Genomic DNA, 18,429 nt, shown 5'->3' with positions numbered 1-18,429 from the left:
GTGTGATGCAAGAAGCGACCAGTCCGAAATGGAAGAACAGAACACCGGCCGAACCTCATTGGAGCGACGCGACCCTGAACTTGAACAGGAATTGCTCCAGCGTTTTCTCGAACGATCGCGTCCCGTGCCGTCGCGCCCCCCATGCTCACGTACCTCCACCATCATCATCCGCAAGGAATTGATCCCCTTCTATTATGCCATCTACGACCATGACCTGTACCGCTTCATCGAACTGCAGTACCGTCATGGCAAAGACAGCCCGCTATTTTCCATCCGGATACCCGATAGCATGCAGCCGCCGGTGACCAGCGGACCTGGTGACTTACTGAAGAAATAGAACGAAGCAGACCGCGCCCTTAAATCGCACCATCGGTACGAACGTGCCATGAAGCCAAGGAGTCCTTGGCCGCCGACCGTCCGATTCGGGTCCGGCCCATGGTGAACAAGCTTGCAACTTCGTTTCCGGCCCTCGACCGGCGGTATTCATACGCTGCGTGCACCCCTCTGGTGTGTCTAAGATCCGGCCATGTACGTTTGCATGTGATATTGCACCATGAAATTGCTTAAAGCACTTCTGCCTGTCCTTCTGCTCCAACCTGTTCCGGCTTTCGCATGGGGAGCCACCGGCCACCGCGTGGTGGGCGCCATCGCGGAGGACCACCTTTCACGGAAGGCCCGCAAGGCGGTACACCGGATCTTGGGCGAGGGATCCATGGCGACCGCCGCCACCTGGATGGACGAGGTGCGCAGCGACCACGCGTACGACCATATGCGCGATTGGCACTGGGTGACCATACCCGACGGAAGCACCTACGCCGCTGCAGAGAAAAACCCGGACGGAGATGCCATCGAGGCGATCGAGCGCATGGTGGCCAAGCTGAAGAGTGATACGCTATCCCCCGCCCGTCAATTGTTCTGCCTGAAGGTGTTGATCCATCTTGTTGGCGATCTCCACCAGCCGCTGCACGTGGGCCGTGGGGATGACAAGGGCGGCAACACCGTGCAAGTGCAATGGTTCAGCAAGGGAAGCAACTTGCACCGCGTGTGGGACAGCGGAATGATCGATACGAACGACCTGAGCTACACGGAACTCGCCTGCAGCATCGACCACGTGAGCAAGGAGCAATTGCGGGATTGGTCGCGCGGCACCGCTGTGGACTGGGCACAGGAGAATCTGGCCTATCGGCCGCAGATCTATGACCTTCAGGCCGGGGACAAGCTCGGCTATGAGTATCAATACCTGAACTGGCCGTTGGTGCAGCAGCAATTGCTGAAGGGCGGGGTCCGATTGGCATGCTTGCTGAACGCGATCTTCGGATAGCAGCTTAAGCCACCGGCCGGTCCTTGGCATACCGGTGGACCGATCGGGTCAAGCGCTCCACATTGAAAGGCTTGATCAAGTAGCTGTCCGCACCGCAGCGGAGAACGGTTTCCCGCAGCTTGTCAATGGGATGTCTGGAAAGAAGGATCACCGGGACTGGTGACGGGTCCGTCCCGCCCTTGATCTTCCCGCATATTTCCTCCCCGACCTCCACGTCCAAGAGGATCACCGATGGATGTAGATCGCGGACCTGGGCAAGGCTCGGGGCATGATCAAATGCCTCTACTTGAAAACCACGGAGCCTCAATGCGTGCGACATCAGCCAAAGGAGGTCCTTGTCGTCATCCACCAGTATCAACGAGACTGTATTCTTTGGCCGATCCATGTGTTCCATCGCAACGGAAAAGACAAAGCACGGGCCATGCCGCTATGAACGGCACGTGCGTCCACAATGACCCCATGGACCGGGAAGGCGGCAGGATCATCCCCGCTCCACGGGGAAACTACTCCCCGCTAACGGCGCTGTCCACGGCCGTGCTGTCCGCCAAGGTGGACTTCACGCTGTCCATCGGCGGGGCCAGGTTCTCCTCGGATCGGAGCTCATAGCCTTCGGCGCTGGTACCGTCCGAAGTGCTGCCCGCGCCGTTCTCATTGGTGCAGCCGATGGCGCCAAGGCCCGCCAGCACAAGTGCGGCAATGGCAACAGGGTATTTGATGGATCGCATGTGTACGGGGTTTATGGTCCCAAAGGAAACACATCCCATGGTTCCTCCTTGTCATCCGTGAACACAACTCCCGATCCTTGGTGCCCAGCTCCTTACCTTGGTCGGATAAAACACCCACCACATGAAACTGCTGATGACCCTCGCCCTGTCCGTCCTGTTGCTGGGAAATGCGTTCGCGCAAAGCACAAAAGGGCAATCCCCCACCCCCGCCGAGCGAGCAGCACATGCTACGGAGCGCATGACGAAGCAGCTCGAACTGAACGCTCAGCAGGTGGATCAGGTGAATGCGATGTACGTGAAGTATGCGGAGCAATTGGACGACCGGCAGGCCGGGGAAGCCACTGGCAACAGGGGCCATGAGAAAGAAAAACTGACCGCAAGGATGGACGCCGACCTGAAAGCGATCCTCACCCCGGAGCAATACGGAAAGTGGATGGAGTTGCAGAAGGGCCATGAAAAGCGCACGGAGGACGGCAGGGAGATACAAGAAGTGGAATCGACGGATTGACCGGCGATCGGTCTATAAAACAGGACGGCCCGGTGATCCCGGGCCGTCTTGTTTTTCAAAGAGCATGCTCAGTCCTTTCCGGTGGAATTCGTGCTGTCCAAGCGGAACTCCATGGGCATGATGAACCTCGTAGCCACCGCTTGGCCATCCTTGCTGCCCGGTGACCAATCCGGCATGGCACGCATTGCGCGCAAAGCCTCCTCGTTCAGATCCTCGCGCATGCCTCTTTTGATCTCAACATCCTTCACCTTGCCATCGTGGTCCACCGTGAACTGTACATAGACCTTCCCCTGCACCTTTTCATCCCGCGCCTGCTCCGGATAGTGGACGGACTTCTGCATAAAGGTGTGCATGGCCTCCATACCTCCCGGAAATTCCGGCGGCACATCCACTTCGGACAGGTCCATGATCGGTGGCACCGGTGGCGGTGGCGGAGGCGATGATGGCGACGCATCCTGCTGAATGCAGGAAACCGCAAGTAACGATGCCACTACCACCGGGATGCCGAGGGCATACCGGAGTGCGGAAAATCGGGGACCTTTTTTGTTCAACATGGCTATGCGTGTTCTAAGGTTGGACGATCGGGCGCTATGCGAAGGACATACGCGGTTCATTCGGCCACGAAATTGATGGGCACCACGTATCGCGTGGCGACAGGCTTGCCGTTCATCCTTGCGGGTGTCCATGATGGCATGGCGCGTACGGCCCGCACAGCTTCAGCATCCAAAGCTGGATCGGCACCGCGTAGGACCTTCACTTGATCAACTTTCCCGTCCTTGCCGATGACGAATTGCACAATGACCTTTCCTGACAGTTTTTGCTCCGCTTCATCCTTCGGAAAGGTGATCGAATTTCTCAGATAACTGTACATGGCCGTATCACTGCCGGGGTATTGCGGCCGCACCTCGGCCGTGGACGCATCCATGATGGTGTCCACCGGTTCTTGGGTCCTGCCATCGAACACCCGCTGTGCCGCATCGGACGCACCGCCCAAAGCGCCCACGCTGGATTGCCCAAATGCCATACTTCCCTGTATTACCATCAACATGGCGAAGATCGATCCTTTCATCCGCATGCCCGAAGTTAATGTCTTGACCGTTTTCAGGGTGGAAAACCTCCCCCGATTACATTTGGCGGAACCCATATCCAACTCCATGAGCAACGTCTATTATCCTGATTACCTCCAACTGGAGAAGATCCTCGGCGCACAAGAGCTTGAGAGCGACAAGGCCGGCACGCACGCCCACGATGAGATGCTCTTCATCATCATCCATCAGGCGTATGAGCTGTGGTTCAAGCAAGTGCTGTACGAGGTGGGCAGCGTGATGGAGATCTTCAAGCATAACAAAGTGGATGACAACGGCGGCGAGCTGAACATCGCCGTACACCGCTTACAGCGCGTGAAGACGATCCTCGACGTGCTGGTGCATCAGTGGGAGATCATCGAAACGATGACGCCGCTGGACTTCCTGGACTTCCGCGACCAGCTGCGGCCCGCCAGCGGATTCCAAAGCATGCAGTTCAAGATCTTGGAGGCCCGCTTGGGCCTGCGCATGGAGGCACGCTTCGGCAAGCAGTATTACACCAGCCAACTGCGGCCGGACCACAAGGCGCAGATCGAAGCGTTGGAGACGGAGCCCACTTTGCTGGAGCTGGTGAACAAATGGCTGGAGCGCATGCCTTTCCTGCAGGAACGCTTCTGGCCCGGCGAACCGGACTTCTTCGGCCGCTTGGAAAAACTGTACGTGGGCAGCCTCGTGAAAGGCGAGGAGGGCAACGCGGAACTGTGGAAAAAGATCTTCGTGAACGGTTCGCCGGAACGGCACTTCTCCCCCGCAGCAGCACGCAGCGCGCTCTTCATCATGCTCTATCGCGACGAGCCGATCTTCCAGCAGGCATTCCGCTTCTTGGATTCGCTGCTGGACATCGACACGGTGATGGCCTCGTGGCGCGCGCGGCACATCAGCATGGTTCACCGCATGATCGGCCTGCGCGTGGGCACCGGCGGCAGCACCGGCCAATCCTACCTGAAAGGCGCGATGGACAGCCACCACGTTTTCTCGGAGGTCGCGGACCTCAGTAGCTTCCTCTTCGAGCGCCGGAAGTTGCCGCCATTGCCTGAAGCCTTGAAGAAGGCGGTGCAGTTCGCGGGTTGAGGCTCATACCTCGAAGCGCTGGCCCAGTTCCGGGATCTGGATGTCCCGGAAACCGTGTTCCGCATAGCGATCCCGCAGGCCTTCCAGCGCGTGGTCCGAGCCATGGACCAGGAAGACGTGCTTCACCAAGGTCGGCTCTTGGCAGGCGATCCAGCGCAGCAGTTCGTTGCGATCGCCATGTGCGCTATAGCTGTCCATAGAGAGTATGGCAGCGCGGACCGGCACTACCTCACCGTACAACTTCACCGTTTCCGGTCGCTGTAAAAGGCGCTCCCCGAAGGTACCCGGTGCGCAGAAGCCGACGATGAGCACTGCGTTGTTCGCATCAGGCAGGCCATGCAGCAAATGGTGCCGAATGCGGCCTGCGTCCATCATGCCGCTCGCCGCGATGGTGATGCTCGGTCCTTTCCGCGTATTGAGCTCCTTGCTGCGCCAGGCCTCACGTATGAATTCCACGCCCTGAAAGCCGAACAGGTCGGGGTCTGTCTCCAGCTCTTTGCGGATGTCCGCTTGCAGCAGGTCTGAGTGTTTGCGGTAGATCCCGGTGGCGTTGATGGAGAGCGGGCTGTCCACGAAGACGGGCACGCGGGGCAGCTTCCCTTCGTTGAACAGGTGGTTCAGCGCGTAGAGGATCTCCTGGGTGCGCCCCACGCTGAAGGCCGGGATGATCAAACGGCCGTGTTGCTCCACGCACACGCGTTGCACATGGCCCAACAGCTCCTTCCACGTGGCCCCGGCCTCCGGGTGATCGCGGTCGCCGTACGTGCTTTCGCAAATGATGACGTCCGCCTGTGGAAAGGGCTTGGGATCCGGCAGGAGGCGGTCCACATAGCGCCCCACGTCCCCACTGAAGGTGATCCGGCGCACACCTTCCCTACCGGCCACGGTGAGATGTACCGATGCACTACCAAGGATGTGCCCCGCATCAATGAAGGTGAGCGTGAGGCCGGGCAGGATCTCGGTGGGCGTGTCGTACTGCACCGTGCTGAACAACGTCATCGCCGCATCAACGTCCGCGGCGGTGTATAGCGGCCCGATCTCCGTCATCGCCCGGCGCTGTTTCTTGGCACGCTTGACGTCATAGCGAAAGTCGTTCTCCTGGATATAGGCACTGTCGGCGAGCAGGATCTCACAGAGGTCCAGCGTGGCGGGCGTAGCGAAAATGGGCCCGCGGAAACCCTCGGCCACCAACCGCGGGATCAGGCCGCTGTGGTCGATGTGCGCATGGGAGAGCACCAGCGCATCGATGCTTTGGGGGTCGAAGCCGAAACGCCTGTTCAGCGCATCGCTCGCAGGGCCTTCCCCTTGGAACATGCCACAATCCAACAGCACACGCTTTCCATCGGGAAGTTCGAGCAAGTGCTTGCTGCCGGTGACCATGCCTGCGGCGCCGTGGAAGGTGATGGACAGGGGCATATTGATCGGATCAAGTCGCTTTTGATCGGCATGCAAGATAGCCTCGCAAGTACTTGTCGAAAAAACGCCCTGACCTAGCTAATGAACGGTGCCGCCTTCAACTGGAAAGCCCCGGCCGTTCGATCGGCCGGGGCTTTCACCACGTATGTGCAGGTGTTCACTCCTTTTTGGCACCACGCATCTCTTTGCGCTTTTCTTGCCGCTTCTCCTTCATCTCCTCCATGTTCTTCTCACACTTGGCATACTGTTCGGGTGTCAGCACACCTTTGAGGTCGGCCATACGGGCATCGTTCAAATCGGCACCTTTGCCCTTGGTCTCGGCCATCTTGTCCTTGCGCTCAGCACGCACCGCCTCGGTCTTTTCAGCATACTTCGCGTTGATCGCTTCCACCTTGGCAGCTTGGTCCGGGTCGAGGCCCAGTTCCTTCGTCATCCGCTCCGTTTGTTGCTTGGCACGCTCTGCCGGTGGTCTTTTATCCATGTCCTGTGCACTGGCCACACCCACAGTGAAGAGGGCCATAGCCATACCGATCATCATCCGTTTCATGTTCTATCCGCCATAAAGCCGACGGGGCTGTTGGTTTGATTACGGGGAGTATGACACGGACCGTGCCAAAAGGTTTGATCGCAGTTGTACCATCCGCTGCGCGACGTAATACCGGTTCGCAATTTAGCTGCATCCGATCTGCTCGCTCTTTAAGACGCAGCTTTATTGCGAAACGGTATGAGGTATCCGACTGCCGAGAGGGACACGTCCCCAAGGGTATGGCAATGTGCGTTTCCACAAGCCGCGCCTGTGCGTAACAATGCAGGAGCTTCGCCCGCTGATCCACTTTCGATCACGTCGACCGTCATTCCCGCTCCGCGACCACGGACTTTGGGCGCAGGGCGTACACCACGCCCCCCAACGCAACGATGCCCAGACCCAAGCCGGTATAGAGCGGTTTGCTCCACAGCAAGTTCAAGCAGAACGCGGAGGCAGCCACGATGTATAGGGCCGGCAATACGGGATAGCCCCACGTGCGGTATGGACGCTCGGCTTCCGGTTCGCGATAACGAAGGCGGAACAGGCCAAGAGTGGTGACGATGTAGAAGAGCAAGGAAGCGAACATGGTGTACTCAAGCAGGTCACCATACCGTCCGCTCAGGCAAAGCGCCGATGCCCAGATGCACTGCACCCACAATGCAAAGCCCGGTACCGCGTCCTTGTTCAGTTCACCCGCCTTTTTGAAGAACAACCCGTCCTTCGCCATGGCATAGTACAGCCGACCGCCGGAAAGGATGATGCCGTTGTTGCAGCCGAAGGTGCTCACCATGATGAGCGCCGCCATGATGGCCGTGCCCGCTCCGCCGAAGATCACTCCGGCCGCAGCGGCACCCACCCGGTCAGCCGGTGCATGCTGAATCTCCGCCACAGGCAGCAATGCCAGGTATGCGTAATTCGCCAAGAGGTAGAGCACCGTTACCAGACCTGTACCGAGCAGCAAGCTCAAGGGAATGTTGCGCTGGGGCCGGTCCACCTCGCTCGCGATGAAGGTGACGTTGTTCCATGCGTCACTGCTGAAGAGCGATCCCACAAGTGCCACGCCGAAAGCCGAAAGCAGCGCCACCCCGAAAAGCGACGTGCTCGTCTCCGTGCCGTCGCCTGCCAAGGAAAGACCGGTGGCCTGCCAGCCCACACTGAAATTCTCCGCCAGCACCCCCGTGCCGGAGGCGACCCACAGCCCGAGCACGACCAGGCCCAGCAACGCGATGATCTTGGCCAAGGTGAAGCTGGTCTGCAGGATCTTTCCGTTGCGCACTCCGCGTGTATTGAACCAAGTGAGCAGCACGATGCTGGCGATGGCGAAGACCTGCGCCGCGCTTACCGACATGAAACCGAGGTCCATCAGGATATTGTCCGCGCCCAGCACCGGGAGAAAGACCGCCGTGTATTTCGCGAAGGCCACGGCCACCGCCGCGATCAGGCCGGTCTGGATCACCGTGAAGACCGTCCACCCGTACATGAAGGCGGGCAGTTTTCCGAAAGCGCGCTGGATGTAGACGTACTGCCCGCCCGCTTTGGGCATCATCGCGGCCAGTTCACCGTAACTCAGTGCGGCCAGAATGGTCATCACACCGGCCACCACCCAAGCGGTGAGCATCCAGGCCGGGGAACCGAGCTGCCGCATCATGTCGGCGCTGACGATGAAGATGCCGCTGCCGATCATGGAACCGGCAACGAGCATCACGGCATCCAACAAGGTGAGAGAGCGTTTGAATCCGGGCATGGTGGTGGTGTCGGTGTATAAGCCGCAGGGTCGCGCAGGCGCGGATGAAGAACTGGCCATTATACTGGCATCAGTTCCGCACAGCCTGCATCAATGCGGTCGGCAATGTAACCGGCGCGAACAAGTCTACGTCCCCTTCATTCCACACCTGCCCCGGAACATGTCCTGTACTGCCGGTGAATAAATTGCTTGCGCGTATGGGATCCACCTATTGTCCGGCCCGCTATATTGCCTCCGCTGCACGGACCCATCCAACACTTCCCCCACTTGAGACGCCTCCGCATCCTCCCTTTTATTGCCGGTCTTCTGTTGGGGACCTGCGCGAACGCACAAGAGCTCAGCATCAAGGGCACGGTCAGTGATGCGGGCAACGGCGAGCCCGTCATCGGAGCGGTGGTGAAGGTGAAGGACATGCCCGGCGGGGTGGTTACGGACCTTGATGGGAAGTTCACCCTCAAGGTGGAACACCGGCCCCCGTTCACCCTTTCGGTGGTCTACTTCGGCTATGCCCCGAAGGAAGTTGCCGTTATAAGCTTGGACAAGGAGGTGAACGTGAAGATGACCACGGACGCCGTGCTGCTCGGCGATGCACAGGTGGTGCGGCAGCGCATCAGCGATAAACAGAAGCAGGCGCCGTTGACCGTGGAGACCATGGACCTGCTGGCGATCAAGGAAGTGGCCGGCGGCGATTTTTACGAAGGCCTAGGCAACCTGAAGGGTGTGGACATGACCGCGGCGAGCTTCGGCTTCAAAGTGATCAACACGCGCGGCTTCAACAGCACCAGTCCGGTACGCTCGCTGCAGCTGATCGACGGGGTGGACAACCAGAGCCCGGGCCTCAACTTCTCCCTCGGAAATTTCCTCGGGGCCAGCGACCTGGACGTACTGAAGGTGGACGTGATCGCGGGCGCCAGCACGGCATACTACGGGCCGGGCGCCTTCAACGGAGTGATCAACATGACCACCAAAAGCCCTTGGAACTTCCCCGGACTGAGCGTGAGCGTGAAGGGCGGTGAGCGCAACATGCTGGAGACCGCCGTGCGTTGGGCCCAAGTGTTCAAGAACAAGGATGGCCGGGCGCGCTGGGCCTATAAGCTGAACGCGTACGGGCTTCGCGCTGACGATTGGCAGGCCGAGAACTACAGCCCGACGGAGAACAGCCCGACCGGCATTGACAACCCGGGGCGATACGATGCGGTGAACATCTATGGCGACGAGGATGTGAGCTTGAACAACAACTACAGCACCTTCTCCGGCCGGCGCAGCTATCCCGGTCTGGGCAAATTCATACGGAACGGGTATACGGAGAGCGAACTGGTGGACTACGGAACGCAGAACCTCAAGCTCGGTGGATCGCTCCACTACCGCATCAATGACAGCCTTGAGATCATCGCGGCCAGCAATTTCAGCACCGGGAACACGGTGTATCAAGGCGACAACCGCTACCGCCTGAAGGACATCAAATTTTTTCAGCACCGTTTGGAGATCATGCATGAAGGCAAGTGGTTCGTGCGTGGATATGTCACCCACGAGGATGCCGGGCAGACCTATGACATCTATACCACGGCCTTGCGTTTACAAGATGCCGCTGGCCCCACGGGAGGAGCCAATGGCTGGAACTTCGAATACAACAAGTACTGGGGCAACGTGATCACTCCGTTAGTACATGGCACACCCGGATATATCACTGCCACACAGGCGGCGGGGATGGGCTGGAACCAAGCCCAATGGATCGCGTGGCAGGACCAGTTCATCCAGGACAATATCTCGGTATTCCAAGGCTATCACGAGCAGACGCTTGAACATACCAACGCCGTCAACACCGCCTATCTGGATCCCTTCTATGCCCCCGGCACCGAGCGCTACGACCAGAAGTTCGACGAGATCACCCACAAGCGTTTCTCCGACGGAGGATCGCTCTTTTATGACAAGAGCATCCTGGCCCATGCCGTGGGGGAATACAAGTTCAAACCAGCGTTCGGAGAGGTGACCGTAGGCGGCAACTTCCGGCAATACATGCCCAATAGCGAAGGCACCATCTTCCGCGATACCGGCGACGTACACATCCGCAACAGTGAATTCGGTCTCGTGGCCGGCCTGGAGAAAAAGCTCCTAAAGGACAAGCTCACCGGCACTGTGACTTTCCGGATGGACAAGAACGAGAATTTCAAAGCGCTCTTCTCCCCCGCTCTTTCACTGGTCTACGCCAACACACCGGCGCACGTCTGGCGCGTCGGCTTCAGCAGTGCCATCCGCAACCCCACCCTGGCGGACCAATACCTCTATTACAACGTGGGCCGTGCCTTGCTACTGGGCAATATCGACGGCCAGTTCGAGGCCGGGCGCGATTCGATGTTCACCATTGACAGCTTCAACGAATACCGCGACTCCCCCGGCGGACTGCTCGAAGGCTTGGGGAAGCTGGATTATTTCAACGTGGACCGGATCCGGCCGGAACAGGTGAAGACGGTGGAGGTCGGCTACCGCGGGACCCATTGGGAGAACGTCTATATCGACATCGGCGCCTACAACAGTTGGTACAAGGATTTCATCGGTTACGTGGTCGGGCTGCATACGCAATTCGACCAGACCACCGGATTCCCCATTGGGGGATTACAGGTCTTCCGGGTGGCTGCGAACGCAACCTCACAGGTGGTGACGCGCGGGGTGAACGCTGGCTTAACGTGGTACCGCCCCAGGCTGACATACTCCTTCAACTACAGCTACAACAAGCTCATCACCGGCGAGGACGACCCCATCATCCCTGCCTTCAACACACCGCAGAACAAGTTCAATGCCGGATTCAATGCACGGGACAGGAAGATCCCGTTCACGGACCTGAAGCGGTTCGGTTACGGCGTGAACTGGAAATATGTGGAAGGCTACACCTTTGAAGGCTCGCCTCAGTTCACCGGGCCCATTTCCAGCTATGACATGGTGGACGCTCAAGTGAGCGTACAGTTCCCCAAACAGCACATTACCCTGAAACTCGGCGCGAGCAACCTCTTCGGCGTACTGCCCTTGTGGGACAATGCCGTCCCTGACAATGACCGCCTTGATCGCGCGCTGAACAATGACGTGTATCTGGTCTATGGCGGCCCACGCATCGGGCGCTTGGCCTATGCCCAGATCAGTTATGAGCTGAGCAAGCGATGAAAACCTTAACTTTCGGAGATCAAACCCTGAACATCATGAAACGAAACATACGTTATGCCATTCCGCTCGCGGCTCTGGCCTTCTCTGCTCAGGTCCATGCCCAGGACCGCTACCTCTCGGAGGTGTTCACCCCATCTGAGGTGACCCTGACCAGTGGTGTGATCTTCGGCACGAACATCGATTTCCTGACCTCCTCCTTTGCAAACCCTTCCCTGTACGGCCCGGAAGTGATGCAGCTACAAGGCTTGGTGAGTTCGGGCGAACCGATCCCGGCGCCTTACTTCGACCCTCAGGACGCCAGCACCGTGGTAAAGGTCACCCACCTGAAGATGGACGTGTACCAGCCCGATCAAACCGTGGACACTGAGACGGCCAGACCGGTCTTCGTCTTCGTGCATGCCGGCAACGCCTTGCCCCCCCCGTTGAACGGGAGCCCGACAGGGACACGGACGGACAGCAGCGCGGTGGAGGTGTGCAAGCGCATGGCACGCCGCGGCTACGTGGCCATCAGCATGGACTACCGCAATGGCTGGAATCCGTTGGGAAGCACCGTGGAGATCCGCCGGGGCACCCTGCTCAATGCCATCTACCGCGCCATTCACGATGTGAAGCAGTGCGTGCGGAACCTCAAGGCCGATGCGGCCGGTCCGAACAACTATGCGATCAACCCGGACAAGGTCATCTTGTACGGTGAGGGCACCGGCGGCTACATCACTCTGGCCACCGTCACATTGGACCATCCCGCCGAACTCTATATCGACAAGTTCCTGCCCGATCCATTCCAGCCCGACGTGAGCTATGTGGATTCCACCACGGTAGGTAACATCGACGGCTTCGGTGGTTCCTTGGCGCTGTACCGCCCCAACGGTTTTGACAGCCGTGTGCACTTCTGCGTGAACGCCGGTGGTGCATTGGCCGACACCAGCTGGTTGGCACCGGGCGATGTGCCCATGGTATCCTTCCATACCGTGTTCGACCCCTTCGCGCCCTTCACCGAGGGTGTGGTGATCGTCCCCACGACAGGCGAGCAAGTGTTACCGCTTCAGGGAAGCAACCTCTTCATGGAACTCGTGAACACCTATGGGAACAACTCCAGCTTCGCCAACTTGCCGAACCCGGGTGGCGAAGCCTTCACGGCACGCGCGCGGTCCCTCTATGGAACGGATCAAGTACATGGTCCCGTCTCGGTACACGTGAACTCCGACGTCGAGGGCCTTTTCCCCATGGTCACTCCGGATTGGCCCGGTATGGCCGTAGCGCCATTGGAAGAAGCCGGCCCATGGCAATGGTGGGACCCGAACAGCGCGATCGCCCAGACGGTCGTTTCCGCCGGTCCGCCGCCCATTACCGCCACACAGGCCAGCCAGGCCAGCAATCCGAATTTCAGCCCGACCAAAGGCCGCGCCTACATCGACACCATCATGGGCTATATGAACCCGCGCATCGCCTGCGCCTTGGACCTTGGCCCCTGCGCCTTGGTCGGCCTGCAGGAGAACGACCCCATCGCCGTGGGCGTGGACATGTTCCCCAACCCCGCACATGACGTGGTGCGCATCAGCAGTGCGAAAGAGACCATCCGCATGATGGAGGTGTATGACGTGAACGGTCGCCGCGTGCGTGCCGAGAACGTTGAGAACACCGCTTTCAACCTCCACCGCGACGGCCTGAAGCCGGGTGCCTACTTCGTGACCCTCACCTTCGACCAAGGCACGGTAACGCGCAAGTTGATGTTGGACTGATCACAATACTTCCATCTCTCTATAAAGGGCCGCAGATCGCGGCCCTTTATAATTTCCTGGCATTCGGATCGAACGGTGAACACGGTCGGAACGGTGAGAATGGTCGGCTAAACATCCTTACCGTATTCGTGGCCCTCCTCTAGTGTGCCTTCATCCCACCCGTCGACCGTTCATCATTAAATAGTACTTTGTTTTGCATAGTACCATCTTACACCCATATATTTGCATCGTCAGCTACCGGGTACTGCCCGATGACAATGAAGAGCACCAAGCGATGAAAGTGGAGAACACCAAAGCACAGATGCGCAAAGGCGTGCTGGAGTATTGCATCCTCTCGCTCCTGAGCGCGGAGGAGATGTACCCCTCGGACGTCATCGCCAAACTGAAGGACGCGAAGTTGATCGTGGTGGAGGGAACACTCTACCCCCTGCTCACCCGGCTCAAGGACGCGGGCTACCTGGCCTACCGCTGGGAGGAAAGCCGTTCCGGCCCGCCCCGCAAGTACTACAAGCTCACCCCCGTGGGCCGGAAATTCCTGAAGGAACTCGATGATACCTGGGACGAACTCGTCCAAGCCGTTAAAAAAGCCACCCGCAACAACCCCTCGTAACGCCTTCGCCGAGCTACGGCGCTTCAAGATGAAAAAAGACATTCACCGCAAACCTCAATGGGACCGTGTTCCATATCGAAGAGGACGCCTATGACCAGTTGCAACGCTACCTCGCGAACATCCGCGCAAAGTTCAGTGGCAGCGCGGAAGCGGAGGAGATCATGGCGGACATCGAGGCGCGCATCGCCGAACTGTTCACCGAACGCCTCCAAGGCCGCCAAGCCGTGTCCCTCGCGGACGTGGACCACGTGAAGCAGGTAATGGGCCAACCCGAGGACTATGTGGACGATGAAACGGGTACTGGCGGAAGCTCCGCGGGAGAACGCAGTTACCAGCACAGCGGATCACGCAAGAACAAACGCCTGTTCCGTGACCCGGAGGACCGCTGGGTCGGCGGCGTGATCGGCGGCTTGGCCAACTACTTCGGCACGGAGCCGCTCTGGTTCCGCATCGCCTTCATCGTGGTGTTGATCGCAGGCTGGGGATCGCCGGTTTTGCTCTACTTGGTCCTGTGGGCGCTCATCCCCGAGGCCTCCACCGCGGCAGAACGACTGGAAATGCAGGGCGAGCCCGTAACGGTTGACAACATCAAGCGCGTGTTCGAGGAAGGTACCGAACGTGTGAAAGCGGGCGGAGAGCGTATGGCCCATGAAGCAAGGGACCTCGGGAAGAACTGGGGGCGGCGCTCCCGGGGGACCGGCACCCGTGCAGGGGAGATCATCCTGAAATTGATCGGGGTCGCACTCATTATTTTCGGTGTCAGCCTGCTGTTAGGCTTGGTCACCGCGCTGATCGGTGGTTCCGTCTCGCTTTGGCACAGCACCTGGGGCAGCGACGACATCAGTTTGCTCGATCTCGGCGGCTACGTGTTCAACAGTCCGGCCCAGGTGATCTGGGCCGGGCTTGCTTTGCTCCTCCTTGTTGCCTTGCCCATCCTCGGCATCTTTCTAGCCGGTTTCCGACTTCTCCTCGGTTCTCCCGCTCCCCGTTGGTTGAGCTGGACCATCAGCTTGGTCTGGATCGCGGCGCTCATCCTGATGGTCGTCACTTGTGTGAACCTGGCCAATGACTTCCGCCGCGAGACGACCGTGCGCAAGGAGGTCAGCCTTGTGCAGCCCGTCGGCAACACCATGTACTTGGACATGTTGCAACCGCAGGACAGCCTAGGCCAGGGCTGGAGCGTGAGCTACAAGCACGGCTGGTTGAAGACGGACATGAGCGGGATCCACGTGGACAACGGGAACATCAGCGGTGCCTGGGGACAATTGGATGTTCAGCGCAGCCCCGACAGTCTCTATCACCTTTTGGTACTGCGTGAGGCCCGTGGAAGGACGGTAAAAGTCGCCAGTGCCCGTGCCGGAAACATCGGCTTCGACTATCGGCAACAGGACAATGTGCTCCAACTCTCGCCGGTGGTACGCTTTTCAATTACGGACAAGGTGCGCGCCCAGGAAGTGCGGTTCATCGTGCAGGTCCCCTTGGAGAAAAGCGTCTTCTTCCGGGAAGGCTCCAGGACCCTGCTCGATGACATTGACAACACCACGAACACCTATGATGGGAACATGGTGGGGCGCACCTGGACGATGACCTCCAGGGGATTGGAGGACCCGGAAGATCCCGCGCCGAACGCGCCTCATCCGGTGCCCGCTCCCACTCCCGTCACGCCATCCCCGCAACCACCTGCGGCCCCGACCGCTGGAACAACAATTTCCTACCAAGGCACGGGCCCCGCCATGCCCAACCTGCTTCAACTGCTTTCGGCCGGGTTCCGGCCATGATCGATCGGCCATCAGCGCGACGAGGGGTTTCGTTCGATCGGCCAGCGGCGGCCCCGGTAACCATCCCGGGGCCGTTCGCATTCTCAACCGCAGATGAATGCGAACCGCAGATCTCGCAGATGGACGCAGATGAATACGGCCCTCGGAGGAATGCGGACCGCAGATGAATGCGGATGGACGCAGATAAATGCCTTCCTCCTTCACTTCTCTGCGTCTCCGCGCCTCCGCGGCCTATTCCATTCGATACTTACGTCCATCATCCCTGCCTCTTCTCTGTGCCTCCGTGCCTCCGTGGTAAAAAACCCACGATGCCCCGTCAGTGCCGAACTTCGCGCCCTCAACGCCGGACCCTCATGACCAAAGCCGCCAAGATCAAAGCCTTCGACCCCAACAGCCCGGGCAACGCCAACGCCGGGATCTATGGACTGCCTTTCACCGCGGAGGAAAGCGATATCGTTCTCGTGCCTGTCCCTTGGGAAGTGACAACAAGCTACGGAGGCGGCACCGCGCATGGTCCTGAGGCTATCCAAGAAGCCTCCTTCCAAGTTGACCTGTTCCACCCGGAGTTCGCCGACCTGTGGAAACGCGGCATCGCGATGGACGAGATCCCCGTAGCTCTGTTGGAGCAGAGCGATGCCTTGAAGAAGGAGGCCGCGCATGTGATCGACCTGTTGGTACACGGCGGGACCAAGGCGAAGAAGGACCGTGCCACGAAAGCGCTGAAGCTGGTGAACGAGGAGAGCGCCGTGATGAACGACTGGGTGGAGCAGCGCACCGGCTACTGGCTGGACCAAGGAAAACTCGTGGGGCTTGTCGGAGGGGACCACAGCACGCCGCTCGGCTTCTACCGCGCCTTGGCGCAGCGCCACGAGAGCTTCGGCATCCTGCACTTGGACGCACACCTTGATCTCCGCAAGGCCTTCGAAGGCTTCACGTACAGCCACGCCAGCATCATGTTCAATGCGCTGGCCATCCCCGAAGTGGAGAACATCGTTTCGGTGGGCATCCGCGATTTCTGCGAAGAAGAGGCCCGCGTCTTCGCCAAGGAAGAACTTCGTGTACGCCTGCACCGGAGCGCCGAACTACGCCGCGAGCAATTCGAGGGGATGACCTGGCAGAAACAATGTGACCGCATCATCGACCAACTGCCGGAGAAGGTCCACATCAGCTTCGATATCGATGCGCTGGACCCTGCACTGTGTCCGCATACCGGCACGCCCGTGCCCGGCGGCTTCGCTTTTGAGGAGGCCACCTATCTGCTCTCACGGTTGGCCGCGAGCGAAAGGACCATTATCGGTTTCGACCTGGTGGAGGTGACACCTGGGCCGCACGGCGACTGGGACGCCAACGTGGGCGCGCGATCGCTCTGGCACCTGTGCGGCGTGCTGGCAAAGGCGCAATGATCCCGGATGAGGGCAACGGCAGTGCGGGCGAATTGCCTGAATACCTCCTCTTCTTCGACGGTGTGTGCAACCTCTGCAACGGCTTGGTCCACTTCATCATCCGGCGTGACAAGCGCGGGCGCTTCCGCTTCGCCTCGCTCCAGTCGGAGGTGGGCCAGCGATTCCTTCAAACCCATGGGCTCGCCGAAAGCCACCTTGATTCACTGGTGTATTGGCGCAAAGGCAAGATGCTGACCCGGTCGAGCGCGGCCTTGAACGTGGCGAATGACCTCGGCGGGCCATGGGCCTTTGCCTACTTCTTCATGCTGGTGCCACGCTTCATCCGCGATGCCGTGTACGACCTCGTGGCGCGAAAACGCTACCGCTGGTCCGGAAAGCGCGATGCCTGCATGGTGCCGACATCGGAACTGCGCGAGCGCTTTCTTGAATAGCACGATCGGCTCACCCCTGTGGGTCGAGCTGTTGCAGCACGAGCAATGGGATGTGCGTGTGCAGCGCCAAGCGCTTGGCGGTGCTGGTGCGGAAGAGGCCCTCGATAAAGCCGCTATGCCGGTGCAGGACGGCCACCATGTCCGCACCCTCCTGATCCGCGAGGAAGTCGATCACCCCGGCGATGTCCTTGCCCTCACCGGAAATAAAACGGTGCGGCACGGCCTGTAACAGTTCCTCATACATGGCCACCACATCCGGGTCCGGCACGTCATCGGGGTCCTTCAGCACATGGGCCAGCACCACTTCAGCCTTGGTGCGCAGTGCGATGTCGAGCAGCATCCGGCTGCCGGTCACCTCTACATGCCTGTCGTCTTCGGCGTACATGATCCGCTTCACGGGCTTCGGTACGGCCTTGTTCGGCACCACCAGCACGGGCACTTTGCTGTGCTTCACCACGGCTCCTGCGTTGCTGCCCAGCAGGTCACTGCCCGAGCTCCCTTGGGTGCCCATCACCACGATATCCCCACGCTTTTCCTCGGCCAGTCCGTTAAGTACGTCTGGCAGAATGCCGTACATCACCTCCGTCCTTACGACCGCACCTTCAAGCTCGGGCAAGGCCCGGGCACGTTCGGCCCATGTGCCCATGCCCGCCACCGAGGCCTTGTAGAGCTCATCCGCCATGCCGGGCCAGGTACTGATGGACGGGGCCGCGTCGATATAGGCGTGCATCAAGGTGTAGACATTGTCCTCCGCGCCGAACAAACCGCCCGCATAGGCGCAGGCGTGGAGTGCATTGTCGCTGAAGTCCGTGGGGAGCAGAATGTGGGCCATGGTGTGGGATCGAAAGCACAAAGGTAGCGGACCGCTTCCGCCCCCGGCAGCTTGGCCCGGCTGACAAAGGTCATCGTCCAAACG

At 59.7% G+C, this 18,429-nt stretch carries 18 protein-coding genes; 10 read left to right on the top strand and 8 right to left on the bottom strand.

Translation table 11 applies throughout. The annotated features are described in order from the left end of the window. Window positions 1–28: 28 nt before the first annotated feature. Complete coding sequence (locus tag IPP95_00385) at window positions 29–337, top strand: hypothetical protein (GenBank protein QQS72729.1); 309 nt, start codon at window positions 29–31, stop codon at window positions 335–337. A 216-nt stretch (window positions 338–553) separates the two neighbouring features. Further along, a complete protein-coding gene (locus IPP95_00380; protein QQS72728.1) occupies window positions 554–1,321 on the top strand; it encodes a S1/P1 nuclease in 768 nt (255 codons plus the stop codon). Between the two features lie 4 nt (window positions 1,322–1,325). Here the strand turns inward: IPP95_00380 and IPP95_00375 are convergent, their stop codons facing one another. Then, the gene (locus IPP95_00375) at window positions 1,326–1,715 is read right to left on the bottom strand and encodes a response regulator (GenBank protein QQS72727.1); all 390 of its coding nucleotides are present in this window, start codon (window positions 1,713–1,715) and stop codon (window positions 1,326–1,328) included. A gap of 109 nt (window positions 1,716–1,824) precedes the next feature. Continuing rightward, on the bottom strand, window positions 1,825–2,046 hold the full coding sequence (locus IPP95_00370; protein ID QQS72726.1) for a hypothetical protein: 222 nt from the start codon (window positions 2,044–2,046) through the stop codon (window positions 1,825–1,827). Window positions 2,047–2,167: 121 nt separating this feature from the next. Here IPP95_00370 and IPP95_00365 point away from each other — a divergent pair, with 121 nt between their 5' ends. Then, window positions 2,168–2,554 (top strand): hypothetical protein, encoded by a 387-nt coding sequence (locus IPP95_00365; GenBank protein ID QQS72725.1) that lies wholly within the window; start codon window positions 2,168–2,170, stop codon window positions 2,552–2,554. Window positions 2,555–2,622: 68 nt separating this feature from the next. Here IPP95_00365 and IPP95_00360 read toward each other — a convergent pair whose 3' ends face one another. Next, window positions 2,623–3,108 (bottom strand): energy transducer TonB, encoded by a 486-nt coding sequence (locus IPP95_00360; GenBank protein ID QQS72724.1) that lies wholly within the window; start codon window positions 3,106–3,108, stop codon window positions 2,623–2,625. A 56-nt stretch (window positions 3,109–3,164) separates the two neighbouring features. Next, window positions 3,165–3,623 (bottom strand): energy transducer TonB, encoded by a 459-nt coding sequence (locus IPP95_00355; GenBank protein ID QQS72723.1) that lies wholly within the window; start codon window positions 3,621–3,623, stop codon window positions 3,165–3,167. A gap of 85 nt (window positions 3,624–3,708) precedes the next feature. Here IPP95_00355 and IPP95_00350 point away from each other — a divergent pair, with 85 nt between their 5' ends. Then, window positions 3,709–4,710 carry a tryptophan 2,3-dioxygenase gene (locus tag IPP95_00350; protein ID QQS72722.1) on the top strand — a complete coding sequence of 334 codons (1,002 nt, stop codon included), beginning with the start codon at window positions 3,709–3,711 and terminating at the stop codon, window positions 4,708–4,710. Between the two features lie 3 nt (window positions 4,711–4,713). On the opposite strand, the gene IPP95_00345 is transcribed toward IPP95_00350, so the two are convergent. The 3 genes from IPP95_00345 to IPP95_00335 form a co-directional block, all read right to left on the bottom strand. Further along, complete coding sequence (locus IPP95_00345; protein QQS72721.1) at window positions 4,714–6,126, bottom strand: MBL fold metallo-hydrolase; 1,413 nt, start codon at window positions 6,124–6,126, stop codon at window positions 4,714–4,716. Between the two features lie 157 nt (window positions 6,127–6,283). Continuing rightward, on the bottom strand, window positions 6,284–6,646 hold the full coding sequence (locus IPP95_00340) for a hypothetical protein (GenBank protein QQS72720.1): 363 nt from the start codon (window positions 6,644–6,646) through the stop codon (window positions 6,284–6,286). Window positions 6,647–6,977: 331 nt separating this feature from the next. Beyond that, a complete protein-coding gene (locus IPP95_00335; protein QQS72719.1) occupies window positions 6,978–8,396 on the bottom strand; it encodes an amino acid permease in 1,419 nt (472 codons plus the stop codon). 267 nt (window positions 8,397–8,663) lie between these two features. Here IPP95_00335 and IPP95_00330 point away from each other — a divergent pair, with 267 nt between their 5' ends. The 6 genes from IPP95_00330 to IPP95_00305 all read left to right on the top strand — a co-directional run bounded on the left by IPP95_00330 (window position 8,664) and on the right by IPP95_00305 (window position 17,513). Then, window positions 8,664–11,552, top strand: a complete 2,889-nt coding sequence (locus tag IPP95_00330) for a TonB-dependent receptor (GenBank protein ID QQS72718.1) — start codon at window positions 8,664–8,666, stop codon at window positions 11,550–11,552. Window positions 11,553–11,587: 35 nt separating this feature from the next. Further along, on the top strand, window positions 11,588–13,291 hold the full coding sequence (locus tag IPP95_00325) for a T9SS type A sorting domain-containing protein (protein QQS72717.1): 1,704 nt from the start codon (window positions 11,588–11,590) through the stop codon (window positions 13,289–13,291). 274 nt (window positions 13,292–13,565) lie between these two features. Further along, window positions 13,566–13,901, top strand: a complete 336-nt coding sequence (locus IPP95_00320) for a PadR family transcriptional regulator (GenBank protein QQS74154.1) — start codon at window positions 13,566–13,568, stop codon at window positions 13,899–13,901. 65 nt (window positions 13,902–13,966) lie between these two features. Further along, window positions 13,967–15,679, top strand: a complete 1,713-nt coding sequence (locus tag IPP95_00315; GenBank protein QQS72716.1) for a PspC domain-containing protein — start codon at window positions 13,967–13,969, stop codon at window positions 15,677–15,679. Window positions 15,680–16,032: 353 nt separating this feature from the next. Beyond that, window positions 16,033–17,082 carry an agmatinase family protein gene (locus IPP95_00310; GenBank protein ID QQS72715.1) on the top strand — a complete coding sequence of 350 codons (1,050 nt, stop codon included), beginning with the start codon at window positions 16,033–16,035 and terminating at the stop codon, window positions 17,080–17,082. Continuing rightward, window positions 17,079–17,513: a thiol-disulfide oxidoreductase DCC family protein gene (locus tag IPP95_00305; GenBank protein ID QQS72714.1), complete on the top strand. Its 435-nt coding sequence runs from the start codon at window positions 17,079–17,081 to the stop codon at window positions 17,511–17,513. Before IPP95_00310 ends, IPP95_00305 begins: the two co-directional genes overlap by 4 nt. 10 nt (window positions 17,514–17,523) lie before the next feature. On the opposite strand, the gene IPP95_00300 is transcribed toward IPP95_00305, so the two are convergent. Then, window positions 17,524–18,345, bottom strand: a complete 822-nt coding sequence (locus IPP95_00300; GenBank protein ID QQS72713.1) for a universal stress protein — start codon at window positions 18,343–18,345, stop codon at window positions 17,524–17,526. Window positions 18,346–18,429: the final 84 nt, after the last annotated feature.

It is taken from the genome of Flavobacteriales bacterium, from assembly GCA_016700415.1.
Lineage (GTDB): Bacteria > Bacteroidota > Bacteroidia > Flavobacteriales_F > PHOS-HE28 > PHOS-HE28.
This window is presented reverse-complemented; position numbering and strand designations above follow the sequence as displayed.

Bases quoted from the DNA above. Each gene is read 5' to 3' on its own strand.
- IPP95_00385 (QQS72729.1), top strand. From the start codon at position 29: ATGGAAGAACAGAACACCGGCCGAACCTCATTGGAGCGACGCGACCCT.
- IPP95_00380 (QQS72728.1), top strand. From the start codon at position 554: ATGAAATTGCTTAAAGCACTTCTGCCTGTCCTTCTGCTCCAACCTGTT.
- IPP95_00375 (QQS72727.1), bottom strand. From the start codon at position 1,715: ATGGAACACATGGATCGGCCAAAGAATACAGTCTCGTTGATACTGGTG.
- IPP95_00370 (QQS72726.1), bottom strand. From the start codon at position 2,046: ATGCGATCCATCAAATACCCTGTTGCCATTGCCGCACTTGTGCTGGCG.
- IPP95_00365 (QQS72725.1), top strand. From the start codon at position 2,168: ATGAAACTGCTGATGACCCTCGCCCTGTCCGTCCTGTTGCTGGGAAAT.
- IPP95_00360 (QQS72724.1), bottom strand. From the start codon at position 3,108: ATGTTGAACAAAAAAGGTCCCCGATTTTCCGCACTCCGGTATGCCCTC.
- IPP95_00355 (QQS72723.1), bottom strand. From the start codon at position 3,623: ATGAAAGGATCGATCTTCGCCATGTTGATGGTAATACAGGGAAGTATG.
- IPP95_00350 (QQS72722.1), top strand. From the start codon at position 3,709: ATGAGCAACGTCTATTATCCTGATTACCTCCAACTGGAGAAGATCCTC.
- IPP95_00345 (QQS72721.1), bottom strand. From the start codon at position 6,126: ATGCCCCTGTCCATCACCTTCCACGGCGCCGCAGGCATGGTCACCGGC.
- IPP95_00340 (QQS72720.1), bottom strand. From the start codon at position 6,646: ATGGCCCTCTTCACTGTGGGTGTGGCCAGTGCACAGGACATGGATAAA.
- IPP95_00335 (QQS72719.1), bottom strand. From the start codon at position 8,396: ATGCCCGGATTCAAACGCTCTCTCACCTTGTTGGATGCCGTGATGCTC.
- IPP95_00325 (QQS72717.1), top strand. From the start codon at position 11,588: ATGAAACGAAACATACGTTATGCCATTCCGCTCGCGGCTCTGGCCTTC.
- IPP95_00320 (QQS74154.1), top strand. From the start codon at position 13,566: ATGAAAGTGGAGAACACCAAAGCACAGATGCGCAAAGGCGTGCTGGAG.
- IPP95_00310 (QQS72715.1), top strand. From the start codon at position 16,033: ATGACCAAAGCCGCCAAGATCAAAGCCTTCGACCCCAACAGCCCGGGC.
- IPP95_00305 (QQS72714.1), top strand. From the start codon at position 17,079: ATGATCCCGGATGAGGGCAACGGCAGTGCGGGCGAATTGCCTGAATAC.
- IPP95_00300 (QQS72713.1), bottom strand. From the start codon at position 18,345: ATGGCCCACATTCTGCTCCCCACGGACTTCAGCGACAATGCACTCCAC.